The 19,355-nt window shown below is 61.8% G+C and carries 16 protein-coding genes and 2 pseudogenes; 4 read left to right on the top strand and 14 right to left on the bottom strand.

Annotation, left to right across the window (positions count from 1 at the left end; translation table 11 throughout):
• Positions 1-104: 104 nt before the first annotated feature.
• Positions 105-752 (top strand): 2-polyprenyl-3-methyl-6-methoxy-1,4-benzoquinone monooxygenase, encoded by a 648-nt coding sequence (coq7, locus tag C7A17_RS14015; protein WP_106738615.1) that lies wholly within the window; start codon positions 105-107, stop codon positions 750-752.
• A gap of 190 nt (positions 753-942) precedes the next feature.
• Here coq7 and C7A17_RS14005 read toward each other — a convergent pair whose 3' ends face one another.
• Positions 943-1,365 carry an OsmC family protein gene (locus tag C7A17_RS14005; RefSeq protein ID WP_106738614.1) on the bottom strand — a complete coding sequence of 141 codons (423 nt, stop codon included), beginning with the start codon at positions 1,363-1,365 and terminating at the stop codon, positions 943-945.
• A 235-nt stretch (positions 1,366-1,600) separates the two neighbouring features.
• Between C7A17_RS14005 and crp the strand changes: the two genes are divergently transcribed.
• On the top strand, positions 1,601-2,245 hold the full coding sequence (gene crp / locus C7A17_RS14000) for a cAMP-activated global transcriptional regulator CRP (RefSeq protein ID WP_106738613.1): 645 nt from the start codon (positions 1,601-1,603) through the stop codon (positions 2,243-2,245).
• 46 nt (positions 2,246-2,291) lie between these two features.
• Here the strand turns inward: crp and trpC are convergent, their stop codons facing one another.
• The 12 genes and pseudogenes from trpC to C7A17_RS13940 form a co-directional block, all read right to left on the bottom strand.
• On the bottom strand, positions 2,292-3,092 hold the full coding sequence (gene trpC, locus C7A17_RS13995; RefSeq protein WP_106738612.1) for an indole-3-glycerol phosphate synthase TrpC: 801 nt from the start codon (positions 3,090-3,092) through the stop codon (positions 2,292-2,294).
• Positions 3,089-4,135 (bottom strand): anthranilate phosphoribosyltransferase, encoded by a 1,047-nt coding sequence (gene trpD, locus C7A17_RS13990; RefSeq protein WP_106738611.1) that lies wholly within the window; start codon positions 4,133-4,135, stop codon positions 3,089-3,091. The genes trpC and trpD overlap by 4 nt, the downstream gene beginning before the upstream one ends.
• Entirely contained in the window at positions 4,132-4,728 is a 597-nt protein-coding gene (locus C7A17_RS13985; protein WP_106738610.1) for an aminodeoxychorismate/anthranilate synthase component II, read from the bottom strand. Before C7A17_RS13985 ends, trpD begins: the two co-directional genes overlap by 4 nt.
• Before the next feature lie 15 nt (positions 4,729-4,743).
• Positions 4,744-6,234, bottom strand: a complete 1,491-nt coding sequence (trpE, locus tag C7A17_RS13980) for an anthranilate synthase component I (RefSeq protein WP_106738609.1) — start codon at positions 6,232-6,234, stop codon at positions 4,744-4,746.
• A 65-nt stretch (positions 6,235-6,299) separates the two neighbouring features.
• Positions 6,300-7,121, bottom strand: a pseudogene (locus C7A17_RS13975) (phosphoglycolate phosphatase).
• Positions 7,118-7,792 carry a ribulose-phosphate 3-epimerase gene (gene rpe, locus C7A17_RS13970; protein ID WP_106738607.1) on the bottom strand — a complete coding sequence of 225 codons (675 nt, stop codon included), beginning with the start codon at positions 7,790-7,792 and terminating at the stop codon, positions 7,118-7,120. Before rpe ends, C7A17_RS13975 begins: the two are co-directional and overlap by 4 nt.
• A 152-nt stretch (positions 7,793-7,944) precedes the next feature.
• On the bottom strand, positions 7,945-8,772 hold the full coding sequence (locus C7A17_RS13965) for an ABC transporter permease (RefSeq protein WP_106738606.1): 828 nt from the start codon (positions 8,770-8,772) through the stop codon (positions 7,945-7,947).
• Positions 8,773-8,930: 158 nt separating this feature from the next.
• Positions 8,931-10,178 (bottom strand): ABC transporter permease, encoded by a 1,248-nt coding sequence (locus C7A17_RS13960; RefSeq protein ID WP_106738605.1) that lies wholly within the window; start codon positions 10,176-10,178, stop codon positions 8,931-8,933.
• A gap of 68 nt (positions 10,179-10,246) precedes the next feature.
• Positions 10,247-11,278: an ABC transporter substrate-binding protein gene (locus C7A17_RS13955; RefSeq protein WP_106738604.1), complete on the bottom strand. Its 1,032-nt coding sequence runs from the start codon at positions 11,276-11,278 to the stop codon at positions 10,247-10,249.
• A gap of 53 nt (positions 11,279-11,331) precedes the next feature.
• Positions 11,332-12,429 carry an ABC transporter ATP-binding protein gene (locus tag C7A17_RS13950; RefSeq protein ID WP_106738603.1) on the bottom strand — a complete coding sequence of 366 codons (1,098 nt, stop codon included), beginning with the start codon at positions 12,427-12,429 and terminating at the stop codon, positions 11,332-11,334.
• 220 nt (positions 12,430-12,649) lie between these two features.
• Positions 12,650-13,279, bottom strand: coding sequence for a response regulator (locus tag C7A17_RS13945; protein ID WP_106738602.1), 630 nt, complete (start codon positions 13,277-13,279; stop codon positions 12,650-12,652).
• A complete protein-coding gene (locus C7A17_RS13940; RefSeq protein ID WP_106738601.1) occupies positions 13,276-15,681 on the bottom strand; it encodes a PAS domain-containing sensor histidine kinase in 2,406 nt (801 codons plus the stop codon). Before C7A17_RS13940 ends, C7A17_RS13945 begins: the two co-directional genes overlap by 4 nt.
• Before the next feature lie 115 nt (positions 15,682-15,796).
• Here C7A17_RS13940 and C7A17_RS13935 point away from each other — a divergent pair, with 115 nt between their 5' ends.
• The gene (locus C7A17_RS13935; RefSeq protein WP_106738600.1) at positions 15,797-16,777 is read left to right on the top strand and encodes an alpha/beta hydrolase family protein; all 981 of its coding nucleotides are present in this window, start codon (positions 15,797-15,799) and stop codon (positions 16,775-16,777) included.
• A 196-nt stretch (positions 16,778-16,973) separates the two neighbouring features.
• Here the strand turns inward: C7A17_RS13935 and C7A17_RS13930 are convergent, their stop codons facing one another.
• Positions 16,974-18,599: a methyl-accepting chemotaxis protein gene (locus tag C7A17_RS13930; protein ID WP_106738599.1), complete on the bottom strand. Its 1,626-nt coding sequence runs from the start codon at positions 18,597-18,599 to the stop codon at positions 16,974-16,976.
• A gap of 513 nt (positions 18,600-19,112) precedes the next feature.
• Here C7A17_RS13930 and C7A17_RS27335 point away from each other — a divergent pair.
• Positions 19,113-19,214 (top strand): annotated as a pseudogene (locus C7A17_RS27335) (IS5/IS1182 family transposase); the annotation flags it as partial.
• Between the last annotated feature and the right edge of the window lie 141 nt (positions 19,215-19,355).

Below are 19,355 nucleotides of genomic sequence, written 5' to 3'. Positions count from 1 at the left end.
CTGGAGTTGTTTCGATGCCACGGCGCACCCTACCGCTCTGCTGTTTCGGCGATGTGGTCACATTTGCAGTAAACTGGCAGCGTTGTGTTTTTCGGAGGTAGCCCATGGCCAGCGAACGCCAATATTCCCCCGTCGACCGCCTGCTACTGCAGGCCGATGCCGCCCTGCGCACGCTGCTGCCATTCAGCGGCGCCTCTAGCCGACCATCGCCAGCCATCGTGCAGAGCGATGCGGAGCTGAACCCCGAGGAAAGTCGTCATATCGCCGGCCTGATGCGCATCAACCACACAGGCGAGGTTTGCGCACAGGCGCTCTATCAGGGCCAGGCATTGACCGCCAAGCTGCCGGAAGTGCGCAGCGCCATGGAGCACGCGGCCGACGAAGAGATCGACCACCTGGCCTGGTGCGAACAGCGCATCCGTGAACTCGGTAGCCACCCCAGCGTGCTCAACCCGCTGTTCTATGGCCTCTCCTTCGGTGTCGGCGCGGTAGCCGGCCTGGTCAGCGACAAGGTCAGCCTGGGCTTCGTCGCAGCCACCGAGGATCAGGTCTGCAAGCATCTGGACGAGCACCTGCAACAAATCCCCGAGCACGATGCCAAGTCCCGCGCCATTCTCGAACAGATGCGCGTCGACGAAGAGCAACACGCCAACAGTGCCCTGGCCGCCGGCGGCGTACGCTTCCCGGCGCCGATCAAGTTCGGCATGACGCTGCTGTCGAAGGTCATGACCAAGAGCACGTATCGCATCTGAAACGACAAGGGCGCCATTCAGGCCGTGTGAAAACGTAGCGAGCGAAGGTCAGGCAAGGCAAAAACAGGCGAAGAAGCGGAGTTTACGTTTTGTAAATGAGCATTCTGAGCCTGTTTTTAACGCAGCATGGCCGAGCGCAGTAGTTTTCACACAGCCTGATCGGCGCCCTTGCTCTTTGTGGTGAAGCGACTCAGCCCAACTCGACGATCTCGTAATCGTGGCTGATATCCACACCGGCACGGCCGAGCATGATCGAAGCCGAGCAGTACTTCTCTGCCGACAGCTCCACCGCCCGCTTGACCTGCGCTTCTTTCAGCCCACGGCCCTTGACCACGAAATGCAGGTGGATCTTGGTGAACACCTTGGGTTCTTCAGTGGCACGCTCGGCTTCGAGGAACACCTCGCAGCTCTCCACCGGCTGACGGCCCTTGCGCAGGATGCTGACCACGTCGAAGTTGCTGCAACCACCCAGGCCGATCAGCACCATCTCCATGGGACGCACACCCAGGTTGCGACCACCGGCATCGGGCGGGCCATCCATCACCACCGCATGGCCACTACCGGACTCGCCGAGAAACAGAGCTTCACCGGCCCACTGCACACGCGCTTTCATCGATCTTGGCTCCCAGAGTGGAAAAGTCCCGCAGATTAGCACAGGCAGCCGGGCAATCCGACGTGCGCGCCATGCGCTAAAGTTCCGCTGCGTTATGTTACCCAGGTCGCAAAAAACTCCCTGGTCATAGTATGTTTGTTAAGCTGACGCCGGATTGCTGGCACACTTGGCCGGATAACAAATAAGAAATTGCCGTTGGACAAAGGCCTTCATTTTTCATATTCGGGACTCGGGCATGGTTGCTATTACCCTTACACCTAAAATCAAGAACCTCGATAAACTTCTCGCGCATTGTCACCGTCGTCGCTACACCTCGAAAAGCACCATCATCTACGCGGGTGATCGCTGCGAAACCCTGTTCTTCATCGTCAAAGGCTCGGTCACCATCCTCATCGAAGATGACGATGGCCGTGAAATGATCATCGCCTACCTCAACGCCGGCGATTTCTTCGGCGAGATGGGCCTGTTCGAGAAAGAAGGCACGGAGAAGGAACGCAGCGCCTGGGTTCGCGCCAAGACCGAATGCGAGGTCGCGGAAATCAGCTACACCAAGTTCCGCGAACTGACCCAGCAGGATCCAGACATCCTCTTTGCCCTCGGCAGTCAGATGGCCGAGCGCCTGCGCAATACCACGCGCAAGGTCGGTGACCTGGCGTTCCTCGATGTCACCGGGCGTGTCGCCCGCACCCTGCTCGATCTGTGCAAGCAGCCGGATGCGATGACCCATCCAGATGGCATGCAGATCAAGATCACTCGTCAGGAAATCGGCCGCATTGTCGGCTGTTCGCGGGAAATGGTCGGCCGCGTACTCAAGTCCCTGGAAGAACAGGGGCTGGTACACGTGAAGGGCAAGACCATGGTGGTATTCGGCACTCGCTGAGTCTGGTGCCATGAAAAAGCCGGCTATCGAGCCGGCTTTTTCGTTTTCACGGGAAGAACAAGCGGTTCAACTCGGCGCCGGGGTCTTCTGCGCGCATGAAGGCTTCGCCAACCAGGAAGGCGTGAACCTCGTTGATTTCCATCAGCTCGACATCCGCGCGGTTGAGAATGCCGCTCTCGGTGACCACCAGGCGCTCGGGCGGAATGCGCGGCAGCAGATCCAGAGTGGTATCCAGACTGACTTCGAAAGTGTGCAGGTTGCGGTTGTTGATGCCCACCAAAGGTGTGTCCAACAGCGTCAACGCACGGTCCAGCTCTTCGCCGTCATGCACTTCGACCAGCACATCCAGTCCCTGGGCCTTGGCCACCTGGGCCAGCTCGACCATCCGCGCATCTTCCAGCGCCGCCACGATGAGCAGAATGCAGTCAGCACCCAGGGCACGCGCCTCGACGACCTGATAGGGATCGATCATGAAGTCCTTGCGGATCACCGGCAGGCTGCACGCGGCGCGGGCTTGCTGCAGATAAGCATCAGCGCCCTGGAAGAAGTCGATGTCGGTCAGCACCGACAGGCAGGTGGCACCGCCCGCTTCGTAGCTGCGGGCGATATCGGCCGGTACGAAATCCTCGCGGATCACCCCCTTGCTCGGCGAGGCTTTCTTGATCTCGGCGATCACCGCCGGCTGCTTCTGCAGGGCACGAGTGAGCATCGCCTTGGCAAAACCACGCGGTGCATCGGCCTGGCGGGCTTCGCGTTCGATCTCTTCGAGACTGACGATCGCACGACGAGCAGCAACCTCTTCAGCCTTGCGGGCGAGGATCTTTTCCAGAACGGTTGGCACGCTCACCCTTCATTCTCCTGTTTGAATACGGCAGTAAAGGACACCAGCTCCTCGAGCTTCTCCCGCGCCAAGCCAGTATGCAACGCATCATGCGCCAGCAGCATACCTTCGCGCAGGCTGCTGGCATGGTCAGCGGCGTAAAGCGCAGCACCAGCGTTGAGCACGATCATGTCGGCCGCTTTCTGGCCATTCTCGGTCTTGCGGCGACCCAAAGCATCGCGGATCAGCGCCAGCGACTGCTCGGCATTGTCGACGGTCAGGCCGATCAGGCTCTGGCTCTTGATGCCGAAGTCCTCGGGCTGGACGCGGTATTCGCTGACCACGCCATCCTTGAGCTCGGCGATGAAGGTCGGCGCCGCCAGGCTGATCTCGTCCAGGCCATCCTGCGCATGCACCACCAGCACATGGGTGCTGCCCAGACGCTGCAGCACTTCGGCCATCGGCCGGCACAGCGCCTGGCTGAACACGCCTATCACCTGATGCTTGGCGCCAGCCGGGTTGGTCATCGGACCGAGCATGTTGAAGATGGTGCGCAGGCCCAGCTCGCGACGCGGGCCGATGGCATGCTTCATCGCACCATGATGAGACGGGGCGAACATGAAACCGACGCCGACCGCTTCGACGCAGCGTGCCACCTGTTCGGATTTGAGCCCCAGGTAGACGCCGGCCGCTTCCAGCAGATCAGCGCTGCCGCTCTTGCCGGATACGGCGCGGTTGCCATGCTTGGCCACCTTGCCGCCAGCCGCGGCGACGACGAAGGCCGCTGCAGTGGAGACGTTGAAGATATTCATGCCATCGCCACCGGTGCCACAGGTATCGACCAGACGCTCAGCGTCGATCACCACCGGCGAGGCCAGTTCACGCATGACGCTGGCAGCACCGACGATCTCGTCGATGGTCTCGCTCTTCATGCGCATGCCCATGAGGAAGGCGCCGATCTGCGCCTCGGTGCACTGGCCGGTCATGATCTCGCGCATGACCGCCTGCATTTCCTCGGTGGTCAGATCGAGCTGGGCAACGATCCGGTTGAGGGCTTCCTTGATATTCATGCGCGCACGCCTCCGGTCTGCTTGAGGAAGTTGGCGAAGAGCTCGTGGCCCTGCTCGGTGAGGATGGACTCGGGGTGGAACTGCACGCCTTCGATGTTCAGGGTCTTGTGGCGCAAGCCCATGATCTCGTCGACGGCGCCGTCTTCATGCTGCGTCCAGGCAGTGATTTCCAGGCAGTCCGGCAGGGTTTCGCGCTTGACCACCAGGGAATGATAGCGGGTCACGGTGAGCGGGTTGTTGAGGCCGGCGAACACGCCCTTGTCCTCATGGAACACCGGACTGGTCTTGCCGTGCATCACCTGGCGCGCGCGCACCACGTCACCACCGTAGGCCTGGCCGATACTCTGGTGGCCGAGGCAGACACCGAGGATCGGCAGCTTGCCGGCGAAGTGCAGGATGGCCTCGATGGACACCCCCGCCTCGGTCGGCGTGCACGGGCCGGGCGAGACGACGATGCGCTCGGGTTTGAGTGCCTCGATCTGGGCGATGGTCAGTTCGTCGTTGCGGATCACGTGCACATCGGCACCCAGCTCGCCCAGGTACTGCACCACGTTGTAGGTAAAGGAGTCGTAGTTATCGATCATCAAAAGCATGGTACGGCTCCTTACTTATACCTTGGCCTGGGGGACAGTCTGTTCGGCGAGCGCAACGGCGCGGAACATGGCGCGGCGCTTGTTCAGGGTTTCTTCCCACTCCAGCGCAGGCACCGAGTCGGCGACGATACCGGCACCAGCCTGCACGTGCAGTTCACCGTCCTTGATCACTGCGGTGCGGATGGCGATGGCGGTGTCCATATTGCCGTTCCAGGCGTAGTAACCGACCGCGCCGCCGTAGACGCCGCGCTTGACCGGTTCCAGCTCGTCGATGATTTCCATGGCGCGGATCTTCGGCGCACCGGACAGGGTGCCGGCCGGAAGAATGGCGCGTAGGGCATCCATCGAGGTCAGGCCCTGTTTCAGCTCGCCGGTAACGTTGGAAACGATATGCATGACGTTGGAATAACGCTCGATGACCATCTTCTCGGTCAGTTTGACCGAGCCGATTTCCGAAACGCGACCAGTGTCGTTGCGACCCAGGTCGATCAGCATCAGGTGCTCGGCGACTTCCTTGGCATCGGCGAGCAGATCTTCTTCCAGCGCCAGGTCGGCCTCTTCGGTGGCACCGCGTGGGCGGGTGCCGGCGATGGGACGCACGGTAACCAGATTGTCCTCGACGCGTACCAGCACCTCGGGCGACGAACCCACCACGTGGAAGTCGCCGAAGTTGAAGAAGTACATGTATGGCGTCGGATTGATGCAGCGCAGCGCGCGATAAAGGTCGATCGGTGCAGCCTTGAACGGGATCGACATGCGCTGGGAAATCACCACCTGCATGCAGTCTCCGGCCAGGATGTAGTCCTTGATGGCACTGACCGAGCGCTCGTAGTCCTCGCGGCTGAAGCTGGAGCGAAACGCTGGCTCCTCGCCTGCCGGCTTGTTCAGATCCACGCCCAGACGCGGAGTGAAGGGTTGGCGCAGCTTGCGCAGGATTTCCTGCAACTGCGCCTGACCACGCTCGAAGGCGTCCGCCTCGGCCGGGTCAGCCAGGACGATGGCGTGCATCTTGCCCGCCAGGTTGTCGAACACCACCACGGCATCGGAAACGTTGAGCAGAATGTCCGGCGTGCCCAGCGCATCGGGGTTCACCCCGGCAGCCAGCTTGGGCTCGACGTAACGCACGCTGTCATAGGCGAAGTAGCCGACCAGGCCGCCATTGAAACGTGGCAGACCGGCGATGGTCGGCACCCGGTAGCGGGCCTTGAACGCTTCGACGAAATCCAGGGGGTCGGCGCATTGATGCCGCTCGACTTCGACGCCGTCGGTGGTGATCACCACCTCGTGGCCGTGCACGCGCAGCACGGTGCGCGCCGGCAGGCCGATGATCGAGTAACGGCCCCACTTTTCACCGCCCTGCACCGATTCGAGCAGGTAGGAGTTGGGCGCGTCGGCCAGTTTCAGGTAGATCGACAGCGGCGTGTCGAAGTCGGCGATGGTTTCGCAGGCGAGCGGAATGCGGTTGTAGCCTTCAGCGGCTAAACGCAGGAATTCTTCATGGATCATGATCAGCCTCATGGCTTGGAAAATCGGTCAGGTGCAAACGGGCCGCGCGCAGCGGCAGGACGAAATCAGGCGCGCCAGCGCCAACGGGCCAGAGCCTTGATCACTTTCATCCAGAGTTTGCAGCTAACCACCACGGTGCGATCTCGACAGGCGGGGGAATTAAGGAGAGCGGCCAAGGTAGCGCAGCCGCTCAGGCTAAGCAACTAGCAGAGCAGTTCGGCGAGGCTATCGACCACCAGGCTCGGCTGCTCCTCGGCAACGGGACGGCCATGGTTGTAGCCATAGCTCACCGCAATGCAGGGGATTCCGGCAGCGCGAGCTGCCAGTACATCGTTGCGCGAGTCGCCGACGAACAGCGACTGAACCTGGCTGACGCCAGCCAGGTGCATGACCTGCAGCAGAGCGGCCGGATCCGGTTTCTGTTGCGGCAGGGTGTCGCCGCCGATGATCCAGCGGAAGTAGCCACCCAACCCGACCTGCTCCAGCAGCGGTGCGACGAAGCGCTCCGGCTTGTTGGTCACCACGGCCAGCTCGACCGCAGCAGTGCTCAGGGCCTCCAGCAATTCGTGAACACCCGGATAGAGCACGGTCAGTTCATGACAGTCGGCATAGATATCGAGAAAGCGCCCCAGCGCCCCCTCGATCTCGGCGTCGGACACCGCGGCGTGATCCAGTCCACCAGCCAGGGCACGGCGCACCAGCACGCGCGCACCGTTACCGACCCATTCGCGTACGCGCTCGATACCAGCTGGTGCGCGCCCTCTCTCGACCAGCATGCGATCGACGGCTGTCGCCAGATCCGGTACCGAATCGACCAGCGTGCCATCCAGATCGAACATCACCAGACGCGGCAACTCACCGGCGCACAGTTCGCGCAGCGCTTTCATCCACGCACCTGGGCCAGCTCGGCGCGCATGGCGTCGATCACGCTCTTGTAGTCCGGCTGGTTGAAGATCGCCGAACCGGCGACGAAGGTGTCGGCGCCCGCTGCGGCGATCTCACGGATGTTCTTGGCACTGACGCCGCCGTCGATCTCGAGGCGGATATCACGACCGCTGGCGTCGATCAGCGCACGGGCTTCGCGCAGCTTGTCGAGCGTGCCGGGGATGAACTTCTGCCCGCCGAAGCCGGGGTTGACGCTCATCAAGAGGATCATGTCGACCTTGTCCATTACGTACTTCAATGCATCCAGCGAGGTCGCCGGGTTGAACACCAGGCCGCACTTGGCACCGCCATCCTTGATCAACTGCAGGGAGCGGTCGATGTGCAGGGTAGCTTCAGGATGGAAGGTGATGTAGCTGGCGCCGGCTTCGAGGAAATCACCGATGATGCGATCCACCGGGCTGACCATCAGGTGCACATCGATAGGTGCGGTAACGCCGTACTTGCGCAGCGCCGAGCAGACCATCGGGCCGATTGTCAGGTTGGGCACGTAGTGGTTGTCCATGACATCGAAGTGGACGATGTCCGCCCCGGCGGCGAGTACGTTGTCCACTTCCTCACCTAGGCGGGCGAAGTCGGCGGAAAGGATCGACGGAGCGATGGCGAAGGGTTGCATGGCGCACCTCTGAGTGCTGGATCACGGTGGCGCGCATTGTAGCGGCTGACGCGCCGTATGGCAGCGCCACCAAGACAAGCGCGCCAATTCGCCTCACGGCAAAAGGCCCCGCCGGTTTCCCGACGAGGCCTTGCTCATGCAGCGCTCGCCATTTATTCCGGCGTCGATGTCCGCAGTTTCTCGCTACGCCCGCGCAGCCATTCCAAAGTCAGCAGCAGGAGGATGGAGAAACCGATCAATAAGGTCGCGGCGGCAGCGATGGTCGGTGACAGGTTCTCGCGGATGCCGCTGAACATCTGCCGTGGCAGGGTGGCCTGCTCCGGCCCTGCGAGGAACAGGGTCACCACCACTTCGTCGAACGAGGTGGCGAAGGCGAACAGCGCACCGGAGATCACCCCAGGTGCGATCAGCGGCAGGGTCACCCGGCGAAACGCAGTGATCGGCGAAGCGCCGAGGCTGGCTGCGGCGCGTACCAGGTTGTGGTTGAAGCCCTGCAAGGTGGCCGACACGGTGATGATGACGAACGGTACGCCAAGCACCGCGTGAACCAGGATCAGCGACAGGTAGCTGTTGCCCATGCCCAGTGGGGCGAAGAACAGGTAGCTGGCCACACCGATGATCACCACCGGGACGATCATCGGCGAGATAAGCAGACTCATCACCAGCGCCTTGCCGCGGAACTCGCCACGGGTCAGGCCGATGGCCGCCAGAGTGCCGAACACCATGGCCAGCAGGGTCGCAGCCGGGGCGATGATCAGGCTGTTCTTCAGCGAGCGCATCCAGTCGGCGGACATGAAGAAGTCCTCGTACCAGCGCAGCGAGAAGCCCTGCAGCGGGTAGACCAGGAAGGTGCCGGAGTTGAACGACAGCGGCACGATCACCAGCACCGGCAGGATCAGGAATAGCAGTACCAGGCCGCAGATGATGCGCAGGCCGTAGTACCAGAGACGCTCGACGGGTGACATGTAGGGGCTGAGCATGGGTGTTACTCCAGTAAGCTTTTAAGCCCCCCTCTCCCATTCATGGGAGAGGGGCTGGGGGAGAGGGTTGGTAAAACAGCCGCCCTCTCCCGCCCTTCGGGCACCCTCTCCCATAAATGGGAGAGGGTCATCAGTTGGCCTGCTGCGCAGGCCGTGTTCTAGCCAAGACGCAGTTTGCTTGCACCGACCAGCCAGCTGTACACCACGTAAAGCACCAGGGTCGCAGCCAGCAGCAGACCGCCGAGGGCCGTGGCCATGCCCCAGTTGATGGTGGTGTTGGTATAGAAGGCGACGAAGTAGCTGATCATCTGATCGTTCGGGCTGCCCAGCAGCGCCGGGGTGATGTAGTAGCCGATGGACAGGATGAACACCAGCAGGCAACCGGCGCCGACACCGGCCAGGGTCTGCGGGAAGTAAACCCGCCAGAAACTGGCGAACGGATGGCAACCGAGTGACACCGCCGCACGCATGTAGCTGGGCGAGATGCCCTTCATCACGCTATAGATCGGCAGGATCATGAACGGCAGCATGATATGCACCATGGCCACGTAGACACCGCTGCGATTGAACACCAGCTGCAGTGGCTGCTCGATGATGCCCAGTGATATCAGCGCGCTGTTGATCAGACCGCCGGACTGCAACAGCACGATCCAGGCTGCGACCCGTACCAGGATCGAGGTCCAGAACGGCAGCAGCACCAGAATCATCAGCAGGTTGCCCTGACGGGTCGGCAGGTTGGCCAGCAGGTACGCCAGTGGGTAAGCCAGCACCAGGCAGATGGCGGTGATCACCAGGCTCATCCAGAAGGTGCGGGCGAAGATATCCAGGTAGATGGCCTGATCCGGCGTGGCACTGGCCAGTTCGCCCAGGTCGTCGATTCGATGATCGAGCGCCGCCAGCAGGTAGTACGGCGTTACCGAAGAAGCGTTGCGACGGATCACCTGCCAGTAGGCGGGATCGCCCCAGCGCTCGTCCATTTCCTGCAACGCATCCTGGTAGGACGCCGGCTCTTCGCGCAGCGGCAGTTTGCGTGCGGTGCTGCTGACCAGGCTGCGGAAACCCGCCAGTTCCATGTTCAGCCGCTTCGACAGGTCGCCCAAACTCTGGTTACGCCGGGCTTCGGCGATGTCCAGAGTGATGGCCTGATAGACCGTCTCATCGGGCAGACCACGGCCGTCCCAGCTGGCAATCGCCTCGACCGTGCGCGGCAGGCTGCCAACCACTTCCGGGTTGTCGACACTGCGCAGCAGCAGCGCGCCGATAGGCAACAGGAAGGTCAGCAGAAGGAACAGCAGCAAAGGCAGGATCAGCGCCTTCGACTTCAGCCGGTTGAAGCGCTCGGCTCGGGCCAGACGCTGCTTCAGGCTCGGCCCGGGCAGCGCGGTGGCGGACAATTCGCTGGCCATGGACAACTCCGCAAGCAAGGTAGGAATTCAGACGGCCCCGCCAAAGACGGGGCCGGGTAGGCGGCTGATTAACGTGCTGCCCAGGCGTTGAAACGCTGCTCCAGCTGCTCGCCGTAGTCAGCCCAGAAGGTCACGTCGATGGCCACCTGGTTGGCGATGTTCTCCGGCGTGGTCGGCATCAGGTTCAGACGCTCAGGCGCCAGCAGCTCGATGGCCTGCTTGTTGGCCGGACCGTAGGCGATGTTCTCCGAGTAGGTCTTCTGCGCTTGCGGCTTGACCGAATAGGCGATGAATTCCTTGGCCAGCTCGGCGTTCTTGGCGCCACGCGGAATGGCCCAGGAGTCGAAGTCGTAGATACCGCCGTTCCACACCACCTGCAGATTGCTCTCGCCCTGCACCGCGGCGATACGACCGTTGTAGGCCGAGCTCATCACCACGTCACCGGACGCGAGGTATTGCGGCGGCTGGGCGCCAGCTTCCCACCACTGGATGTTCGGTTTCAGCTCGTCGAGTTTCTTGAAGGCGCGATCCTGGCCGTCTTTGGTGGCCAGCACCTTGTACACGTCCTTGACCGGCACGCCGTCGGCCATCAGGGCGAATTCCAGGGTGTACTTGGCGCCTTTGCGCAGGCCGCGCTTGCCCGGGAATTTGTTCACATCCCAGAAATCGGCCCAACTGGTCGGCGCCGCGCTGAGTTTGTCGGCGTTGTAGGCCAGCACCGTCGACCATACGAAGAAACCAACGCCGCATGGCTGGATGGCGCCTTCGATGAAGTTGGATTCATCGCCGAACTGCGCCGGATCGAGCTCTTCGAACAGGCCTTCATCGCAACCACGGGCCAGCTCCGGTGACTCCACCTCCACCAGATCCCAGCTCACGCTGCGGGTATCGACCATGGCTTTGACCTTGGCCATTTCGCCGTTGTATTCGCCGCCCAGCACCTTGTTGCCGGTGTCCTTCTCGAAGGGTTCGTAGAACGCCTTGACCTGCGCCGCCTTGTTCGCGCCGCCGAAGGACACCGCCGTCAGATCCACCGCCAGTGCCGGCATGGCACAGCTCACGCCCAGGGCGAGAGCCGCGAGCTTCAGGGATTTCGTCATTCTTGTAAGCTCCTCTGTGTTACGTGGTAAAGGTGAAGCACTGCGCGAAGCGGTCACTCGGCTTGGAGTGGATCGAGCGCGCGGACATGCTCGACAGACCAGCCGAGCGGAACCAGATCGCCAACCGCCAGGCCAGGATCGAGCTCGGCCACGGGTTGCTTGACGTAGAAATCGGACTTGCCACAGACCTCCATGCGGATACGCACGTGGTCGCCCAGGTAGATGAATTCGGCGATGCGCCCGGAGAAACGGTTCGGACAGGCCTCGCTGTGGCCGTTCATGCGGATGCGCTCAGGGCGGATCGACAGGCTCACCGGCTCACCGATGGCGCCGACGTTCACTGCCGTGGCGCGCACTTCCTCACCACGCGCCAGGCGCACCACGCACTCCTCGCCCTGCTGGCTGACCAGTTCGCCAGCCAGGCGGTTGTTCTCACCGATGAACTGGGCAACGAAGGTGTTATGCGGCGCTTCGTAAAGCTCGCGCGGCGGGGCGATCTGCTGGATTTCGCCTTGATGGAAGACCGCCACACGGTCGGACATGGTCAGCGCCTCGCCCTGATCGTGGGTGACGTAGACCACAGTCACGCCCAGGCTCTGGTGCAGGTGCTTGATCTCCATCTGCATGTGTTCGCGCAACTGCTTGTCCAGCGCGCCGAGGGGTTCGTCCATCAGCACTAGTTGCGGTTCGAACACCAGTGCGCGGGCCAATGCCACACGCTGTTGCTGGCCACCGGACAGCTGGCCCGGGTAGCGGTTGCGGAAGCTGTCGAGCTGCACCATCGACAGTGCGCGCTTGACCCGCTCGCTGGTGTCGGTGCGGGACATGCCGCGTACGCTCAGGGGGAAGGCCAGGTTTTCGGCCACGGTCATGTGCGGGAACAGGGCGTAGTTCTGGAACACCATGCCGATGTCGCGCTTGTGCGGCGGCAGTTTGTTCAGCGAACGGCCATCGAGGAGGATTTCCCCGGCGGTCGGCGTTTCGAAACCAGCCAGCATCATCAGGCTAGTGGTCTTGCCGGAGCCGGACGGGCCGAGCAGGGTCAGGAACTCGCCCTTGCGGATATCCAGATTGAGATCCTTGACGATCAGCGTCTCACCGTCATAGCTCTTCTGCACGCCACGGAAGCTCACCAAAACATCGTTTGCCATCACCGCACCCTTGTTCTTGTCTCTGGCTGATGACTAGAGATTAGAACTGCCTGGCGAACCGGCAAATCAGGCGGGATGACAAGCTGATATCAGGCACGAGGAGAATCTGCTGTAGGGATTGCCCTACAAAATCCGAGCAGAGAAATCGGGCATTACGTCCGTAGGGTGCGCCGTGCGCACCAATTGCCTTGGAGCCGAAAGATCGGTGCGCACGGCGCCCCTACAGCAACCGATGCTCCATGGCGTAACGCACCAGATCGGCCATCGAGTGCGTACCGAGCTTCTGCATCAGACGCGCCTTGTGGGTGCTCACGGTCTTGTTGCTGATGGCCAGGTGCAGGGCGATATCGTTGACCCCCTCACCACGCACCAGACGCTCGAACACCGAGAACTCGCGTTCGGAAAGCTGTGCATGCGGCGGCCTTGAATCGGTCAGGCCGACCTCGAACACCATGCGATCGGCTAACGCCGGGTCGATATAACGCCCGCCGGAGGCCACCTTGCGAATCGCCGTGATCAATAGCGCCGGGTCACTGTCCTTGGTGGCATAGCCAGCCGCACCGACCTTGAGCGCCCGCGCCGCCATCTGCGCCTCGTCATGCATCGACAGTACCAGAATCGCCGGCGGCGTACTCAGCGCCCGGATACGCGGAATGGCCTCCAGGCCGTTGACGCCGGGCATGGAGATATCCAGCAGCACCACATCGCACGGTGTGCGGCGCAACACGTCGAGCAGTTGCTCGCCATTGCAGGCTTCACCCGCCACTTCGAGATCGCGTGCCATGCCGATCAGCTGCTTGATGCCTTCCCGCACGATTGTGTGATCCTCAGCCACCAGTACCCGAATCACGCGCTCTCCTCCTCATCCAGAACCACCCGTGCGTAAAGGGTAGTGCCCTCGCCCGGCTGACTGTCAATCCGCAACTCGCCACCCAGCATGAGCATGCGCTCCTGCATGCCGACCAAACCGAACGACTGCCCTGCTTTGCGCTGGGACGGATCGAACCCCTTGCCATCGTCGGCCACTGCCAGGCACAGCGTGCTCTGCTCCTGCCACAGGCGTACCTCGACGCTATGCGCACCGGCGTGACGCATCACGTTGGTCAACGCCTCCTGCAGGATGCGGAACAGACCGATGGCCTGGGCATCCGGCAGGCGCGGCAGATGTTCAGGCACCTCGACCAGACAGGGAATTTGCGTGCGTTCTTCAAAACGCCGCACTTGCCACTCGATGGCCGAGGCGATGCCGGCATCGAGAATTGGCGGACGCAAAGCGGTGGCGACATCACGCACCAGTTGGAACAGTTGAGCGATCAACCGCTTCATGCTCGCCAGGCGCTCATCCAGCGCCGGAACCTGCCCCGCGCAGACCAGCTCGCACATCGCGGTTTCCAGCTTGAGCACGGTGAGCACCTGACCCAACTCGTCATGCACTTCACGGGCGATGCGCGCCTTTTCCTCTTCGCGCACGCTCTCCAGGTGCGCGGACAGTTCACGCAGACGCGCGCGGGAATCAGCCAGGGCCAACTCCGCCAACTTGTTCTCGGTGATATCCCAGAGAATGCCGTCCCAGACCACCCGCCCATTGCCCAACGGTCGCGCGGTCGAGCGAATGTCAGCCCAACGCACCAGGCCCTGATGCGTCTGGATACGGCCTTGCCAGTCCCAGTCACTCTCGCTTTCCAGCGCCAGCGTCTGGCTGTTCAGATAACTGGCCAGATCCTGCGGATGCACCAGGCTGCGAATGCCGCGATCCTCGCGCTGCAGCTCGCGCGCCGGCCAGCCGACCATCTCCTGACTGGCTTCGCTGATGTAGGCGAAGTTGACCGCCTGCCCCGGCCCGGCACGCTCCAGGCGGAACACCAGCCCGGGGACGTTGCCGGCGATGCCCTTGAAGCGCGCCTCGCTTTCCTCCAGCGCCGCACGCGCCCGACGGCGCTCGGTCACATCGCTGAGAAACACCACCAGATACTCGGCCTGGCGATAACGCAGAAAGCTCAGCGACACATCCGCCGGCATGCGACTACCGTCGGCACGCAGGCAGTCGATTTCGAAACTCGGCGAGCCCGCGTCCTGCTCGCGCACGCGCTTCCACAGGCGCAACCAGCGATCCATATCGAGTCCGGGCTCGAGCAGCCCCAGCGGCTTGTCCACCAGTTCACCCGCGTCATAACCGAGCATGCGTTCGGCCGCACGGTTGGCGTAACGCAGGTGACTATCCCAATTGACCCAGAGAATCCCCACCGTGCTGTTGTCGATGGAGAACTGACTCAGGCGCAACGACTCTGCCGCCTGACGGTGGCGGTCGAACTCACCACGCGCAGCCAGCAACTCACGCTCCAGCTGGCGGGTCTGCTGGCGCTGGCGATAAAGGGCGGTTGCACCGATCAGCAGCAACAGGCCGAGGAACAGGGTCAGGGTTTTCCAGAAGCCGACGAAGTCGCTGGACTGCGGATAGCGCAGTGGCATCCAGGCTTCACGTAATTCCTCCAGCTCGCGCGCAGGCAATGCTTTCAGGGTTCGGTCGACGATGGCGGATAAGGTCGGCTGATCACGGCGGGTCGCCAGGCGCAACAGCTGCGGCAGACCAATATCGCCGACGATGCTGAGAATGGAGAAACGCGATTCGCGCAGCAGCAGGCTGAGGCTGGCTTCATCCAGCACCGCATAGCTGGCTTCCTGGCTCAACACCTGCTGCAACGCCGCACGCTCGGAGGGCACCAGATGCAAACGCAGATTGGTGTGGGTTCGTCCCAGGTACTCCGCCGCCTGGCTCGGCGCACGTACGGCCACCAGCTGCTCCAGGGGGAGTTGATCGATATCCACCGCACCGCCGCCGCTGCGCTCGCCCACAACCAGATGCGGGACACGCATATATGGCATGGAGTAGTGCCAGATACGCAGGCCGGCCGGCGTCTGCTGAAGGCCTGGAGCAAGATCCACTTCGCCAGCCAGAGCGGCTTGCTCCAGCGCCTCAAGGGTTGGATAGATGTGCCAATCCGGGCTGACGCCCATGCCCTCCAGCAGACGCTCCATCAGCTCGACATTGGCGCCGGTCAGTTGTCGATCCCGCCCACGCTGCACCCAAGGCGCCTGCAGCACGAGCCCTACCCGCAACACCGGATGCGCCTGGAGCCAGGCACGCTGCTCGCCATCGAAGGCCGGGCGCAGCGGCACACGCGTGGTATCCGCCCAGCAAGTAGAAACGCCCAGCATCAGCAGGACGAAAAAGGAGGACAGGAGGGACTTCATGCGCGGGGTAGATCCGATGACGCGATCCCTTACCTTACTCCAGTCTTTATCCAACTTCCTGACAAAAACGGAAGTCGGCATTAGGCTCTGCTGCAGACACTCAGGAGTCTCACTGATGCGCTCGACCTTATATGCAATGTTCGGATTCTGCCTGCTCGCCTGGACGACCGCCTGGGCACAGGAGCCCACGAGCAGCGCGGATGCCGCCTCGCCAGGCACCAGCGAGTCGCCTGCAACGACGGAGCGCCCGGCTTTACCCGAGCGCAGCGTCAACGAAGCGCTAGCGCTGGAGCAACGCCTGGACAAACGTGAACAACAGACGTTGCAAGCCAAGGATGAGGGCTTCCTCGCGCTCTGGTTGCCAGCCAATGTGGGTGAGCCCAGCGGCGCCGTGATCCTGCTGCCTGGCGACGTCGAGAATGCCGACGGTGCCGCGGCCGCCGGCCCACTGCGACGCAAGCTGCCCGACGCCGGCTGGCACAGCCTGAGCCTGACGCTGCCGGATCCGGACGGCGACCCACTGCCCCTGCGCAGCGCAGCGGCTGACAACACGCCCAGCGAAGGTGCTCCAGCAGCCGACACATCAACTACGAGCACGGGCGGCGCCGCGCCAGCCGAGCCCCAATCCACCACGACCGAGATCAGCCCAGAACAGCGGCGGCAGGCTCACAGCGAGCGCGTCATGGCCCGTATCGATGCAGCCATTGCATTTGCCAGCCAGCAGCAAGCCAAGGAGATCGTCCTACTGGGGCACGGCAGCGGCGCCTACTGGGCAGCGCGCTATTTGAGCGAGCGCAAGCCGGACAACATCCACAATCTGTTGATCGTCGCCGCGGAAGTGCCGGCAGGGTTCGCCCCACCACTCGACGAACTGGTTCCGCAATTGCCCGTGGCGACAGGGGATTTCTACTACAAGGATCAGCCGAGTGATCGCAATGCAGCGTTGAAACGTCTGCAAGCCAGCAAGCGAGCCAAGTTACCTACTTATATACAGGTGGCCATGAAAGCCCTGCCGGGTAACCTGGACGTTCAGGAAGAACAGCTGTTTCGACGTTTACGCGGCTGGCTCAAACTGCACATTCACGCCGCTGGGTAATCATTTACGCTTAGGGAAAGTCTGAAAAAGACTTCCCGAACCTGATGAAATACACCGATCCTGCCAGCCGAGCTTTCCATGAAGCAGATGACCTCGTCGATGCCAAGTACTCGAACAGGCGCAAGCAGATCCGCTCAGGGAAACTCGGCTCATACTGCGCGCTAGCAGCGAAATTCTGTTGACGCGCAGGAGTCGGCTACACCACGAAGTGTTGGGTTTGCTGCTGCAGACGGCTTGCCATCTGGGCAAGATCGCGGCTGGCTGCGAGGCTTTGCTGCGCCCCGTTGACCACTTCGGCGATGCTGCCGTTGAGCTGGTTGACGTTCTGGCTAATCTCGTTGGCGACGGCGGTCTGCTCTTCGGTGGCCGTGGAAATCTGCTCGTTACCAGAGGCAATGACCTGAACAGCACTGGTGATGGAGATCAACGCATTGCCTGCGTCCTTGGCTTGCTGCACGCAACCGTGGACATGTTCGCGCGACTGCTGCATGGCCTCCACTGCCGCCTGGGCACCACCTTGCAGCGCTTCGATCATGCTCCTGATCGATTCGGTCGCCGTCTGGGTGTTGCTGGCTAGCCCGCGAACCTCATCGGCTACCACCGCGAAGCCTCGCCCAGCTTCGCCAGCACGTGCCGCCTCGATCGCAGCGTTCAGGGCTAGCAAATTGGTCTGCGCTGCTATGCTTTGAATCACCCCGAGCACCTTGCTGATTTCATCACTCTGCGTATGCAGCTTGTCGATGACTTCGCCCGCCTTGGCGATCGACAAGGAAACGCTCTCGATGGATTCCACGCTGGCGTGAACCAGGTCACCACCTTGCACCGCCTGCCGGTTGGCGTCGGTGGCGCTGGCTGCGGTTGCCAACGCATTGTTCGCGACTTCCTGAATCGCCATGCTCATCTCGTGCACGGCTGCCGCGACCATGTGGGTCTGATCGCCCTGCAGGGTTGCCGTCTGACTGACCTGGGCGCTGATTGCGTTCATTTCCTCGGATGAGCTGGAGAGCTGGGTGGCCGTGGCCGACAGCTCGAGAATCAGCGCACGCTGATGGTCGATCAGCGAGTTAAAGGCACGCGCCGTATCGGCCACCTCATCCCGACCGAGCACGTCGGCGCGCAGGGTGAGATTCGACGTCTGCTGAACCGCGCTGATCAGGCTGCGTAGCCCGGACAAAGGGCGAATGATCGAGAGGCTGATCAGCAGTGCCGCGACCAGCAGGCCGATCAGCGACAGGGTGCCAATCACCAGAAAAGTGTTGATCATCGTGTGGTACTGGGCGTTGGCGTCCACATAAATGACCTTACCTTCGCTCAGTTGCAGGTCGATCAACTCGGACAGTTTGGTGCCCAGCGGATCAAAGGCGCCATAAAGGCTGGTGTTGAAGCGCTGGGCATCCATGCTGCGCAAGCTGCCATCGGCGACGGAGCGGACAAACCCCTCAGAGACCGTTCGTACGATCCGCAATGCACCGTCCACCTCATTGACGAGCGCGCGCTCACTTTCCGTCAGCTTGGTTGCACGGTACTCATCCCAGGCTTTGTTGCCCTGCTGCAGCGCCTTATCGAAATCGCGCTGTAGTCTCGCCTCGTCAACGAGACCGGCGCGATATTTGTGGAGTGTGTCGACCATACTGACCGCGTAGCTGTCAGACACAGTTTTCAACTGACTGATCGGCGTCATTCTGTCGACGAATAGGTGCTCCATGTTTTCGTTGATGCGCTGGGTGTTTATCGAGGCAATCATGATGACTGCCAGAAGCACCAGAAGAGGGGCGATAACGAGCAAGGCCAAACGGGTGCGAATGGTCAAATTAGCGAGCATAGGGCTATCTCAGGAGGATAAAGGCCGGGTGGAGCTCATGCTCCGGCACTACGACCTTCACCGCAGGGGTAGAAGCTCGGATATCCATCTCGTGAGCTTGAAACGCATCCCTGCACCTTATGGCGCATATCCCTCTTTTCGTTGAGGTTCCTGATACCGCGAACCCATGGCAATAGGTACGAATGTACTGTCACTTGAAAAGGCCCGAAATTCTATCGGCTTGCTGATCACTAACTTTAACGAGCTTGTGGCACCGTGATCGACGGCGATTAGATAGGTGCTGAGCTATGCCGCTGGCGGGCTGTTTACATTCAGAGTTGGCGGTAAACCAGATTCTTTCTTGCAACCTGAGGTCGGTCGCGTGATGACGACTGCAGCGTCATCGCGCATGGTTACCTCCGGATAGCGTCTTGCTTCAGTTACGGAGCGCTTTCGCGGCCGCATCACCATAGGTCTCGGCGCGGCTCGTATGGTAACTGCCATCCCCACATTCGATGTTTTCAGATCGGGCATCTCGCCACGATGGAAAACCAGCTCCATACCCTGGCAGCGTTGCGCGTTGTGTGGATGGCGCGCCGACATTTACTGGCTGCAGCGGGAGAGGTGCGCCTGTAATGAGGAAAATGGCCGTCACGAGTTGCTCGTGACGGCCAAACGGAGAATTGAGCGGGTTATCGGGTCGATTTTGATCGGCGGCCCGCTCTCAAATATCGGCGAAGACTGGGGTTGGTCAACATTACAGGGCTACCTCAGACC

Source organism: Pseudomonas mendocina, from assembly GCF_003008615.1.
GTDB classification, from domain to species: Bacteria; Pseudomonadota; Gammaproteobacteria; order Pseudomonadales; family Pseudomonadaceae; genus Aquipseudomonas; species Aquipseudomonas mendocina_C.
The sequence above is the reverse complement of the archived record's forward strand: the minus strand, read 5'-3'. Positions and strand labels throughout refer to the sequence as shown.